Raw genomic sequence first — 2,361 nt, forward strand, 5'->3', positions numbered from 1 at the left:
TCAACCCCTCACTCGACGCGGCCGTTCCTAGAACAGACCCGAGAAGTCGGCAGCAACCTGGCTGAACGCGGTCGAGAGGATTTCGAATTCGAAACCAGCTGCCAGCGTGCCTATGGCGGCGGTCGCTGCGATCGGCAAACCAAGTGCGTCCGTCAGGTCACCGGTGCTCAAAGAATCCGTGAAAACCGAGGTGTCCCAGGCCGGGAAGCTGGTCAACAACGCATTCGCGATGTCTGCCGTTGGCAGCAAGGTGGAATACAGCGTCGAGGCCGCACTCGAAAGTGCGTTGACGAAGTCGGTGAATGACGCTGCCGGATTCGCGGCATCAGCCGACAATGCCGACAACAGATCCGTGACGCTTTGTCCTGAGGTCGCAGGATCCACTGCCGCCGAGTAGGGATCTGTGCCGCTCATCAAGTTCTGGAAGCCCTGCTGGGTGTCGGTGGCCAGCGTGCTGAGCACCGTCGACACGCTGACGTTGGGGAACAGGCCGAACGGGGTGGCCACATCCGCCGGCGTGTCCGAGTAGCCCAGGGTGCCGTCGCCGTAGCCGAGGTTGATCAGGTACGTCAGGTCGGGTCCCAGCAATTCTTGCAACGGTTTCGGCAGCAGACCCACCAGGGGCGCCGTCACGGCGTGCCCGCCAAGCGTGTCAATCATGTAGTAGTTCGTCAGGCTGTCGGTGTTGCCGGCCAATGCGGAGCCCGGCAACAGCTTTGCGTCAGCGATGTCTGTAGGGGTCGGGCCGCTTCCATCGACGCCGCCGTTGAGATAGGTGCCGTGCAGCTCTTCGATCCCCAAGAAGGCGTTCACGTCGGACAGGAAGTTCAGCGGGTAGCGCGGGAAGTCGGCGAAGCCGTCGTACTCCAACGTATAGATGTTGGTGGCGAAATCGTCGGACGGCGTTGCGCCGTCGAACGCCAAACCCAGACTCGGCAGGTTCAGCTGGTCGACTACGGAGTGGCCGCTTAGAGTTTCGAAGCCGTTGAAGCGCTCGAGCAGCCCGCCGTTGGGATTACTGGGGTCAGCGATCAACAGGAATTGCGGGTCAAGCGGTCCGGTCTGGGGCGTGCCGGCCGGGTCCAACAACTTCATCGCGAAGCTGGCCACCGTGGAACTTTGCGAGTAGCCGAACACCGTCGAGGCGTCGCCGTTCGCCTCGTCGCTGAGGACCGTGCTTTGCACGATGGCGGCGCCCTGGCCAACCGACGTGCTGAGGGCCGGATTGCCATCGGCGTCCTGGGGATAGTTCAGATAAAGCTGATGCACGCCCCCTGAGAACAAGGGGTATAGCCCTTCCGGCGTGAACAACCCGTTCCCGAAGGGGTTAGCCGGGGTGGCTTGGTAGAAGGTCAGGTCGGGGTAGAACTTGCTCAGGTAGAGCTCGTCAGCGGCTGCTACGTACTGCGGGCCGGGGATGGGCAGTTCGCTGCCGCCCATCACCAGGCCGATGTCGTCGGCGTGGGCGGACGCGGCGTTCATCATCGCGCTTAACCCCAACACACCGCCGCTCACGGTTGCCACCAGCCCTAAACCCAGCCAACGAAGCTTGCGGTCTGACATGGCGGCCTCCCGGGGCTTTGGCGCAGATATTCAACGTATGTTCTACTCCCCTTGACGCCGAATGTCTAAGAAATCCACAGGTTTTCCTTCCGCAAAACTTAGGTGCGGCAGAAGATGGCTCCACCCTGAGAGCAGGGGTGGCATCGCTTTGGCGCTAACCCAGCAGTGCTTCACTCATCCGGGCCACATCGGCCTCGGTGATGTCCGCGCTGCGCAAGTATCCGTCGAGCGAACCGAAGTTCTCATCGATGGTGCGGCGCGCGGTATCGAGGTATTCCTCGTGTACACCGAGGACTTCGTCAGACAGCCGCGCCTCGGTGAACGCCATCAACTCCGGCGTCACTTCGACGTCCGATCGCTGCCGGACTGCTTCCAATATCCGGTCGCGCAGTTGGGGAACCGCCCGGTTGCTGCCCAGGAAGTCGGCCATGATCGCGTCACGCTCGACGCCCGCGGCCTCTAATACCAGCGCGACCGTGAAGCCGGTGCGGTCCTTGCCGGCGAAACAGTGGGCGAGCACGGAGCGTCCATCGGCCAGCAAGCTGACCACGCGGTGCAGTGCCTGCTGCGCGCCGTTGTAGGTGGGAAAGCGGCTGTACTCGTCGATCCTGTATTGGCTGGCCGCCTCGCTGACGGGTTCGTCGTCGGCCTTATCTTCCAGCAGCCGTCGAAACGCATGCTCGTGAGGCGCGTCGCCGTCCGGGTTGAGTTCCTCGGGCCCGAGATCCGGGATGGGCAGTAAGTGTATCTGCACGCCGTCGGGCACCCGGCCCGGCCCATGGCGCTCGACCTCGCGGC

At 63.1% G+C, this 2,361-nt stretch carries 2 protein-coding genes; both read right to left on the minus strand.

Features of this window, described 5'->3' with window-relative positions:
* Positions 1-27: 27 nt before the first annotated feature.
* Complete coding sequence (locus WBF82_RS24195) at positions 28-1,563, minus strand: PE-PPE domain-containing protein (protein ID WP_424385455.1); 1,536 nt, start codon at positions 1,561-1,563, stop codon at positions 28-30.
* A 154-nt stretch (positions 1,564-1,717) separates the two neighbouring features.
* Positions 1,718-2,361, minus strand: a 644-nt coding sequence (locus WBF82_RS24200) for a tyrosine-protein phosphatase (protein WP_424385456.1), incomplete at its 5' end; no start/stop codon positions are given.

Origin of the sequence: Mycobacterium sp. (assembly GCF_049673265.1) — a bacterium.
GTDB lineage: Bacteria > Actinomycetota > Actinomycetes > Mycobacteriales > Mycobacteriaceae > Mycobacterium.

Coding starts and splice junctions, on each gene's coding strand:
- WBF82_RS24195 (WP_424385455.1), bottom strand. CDS start 1,563: ATGTCAGACCGCAAGCTTCGTTGGCTGGGTTTAGGGCTGGTGGCAACC.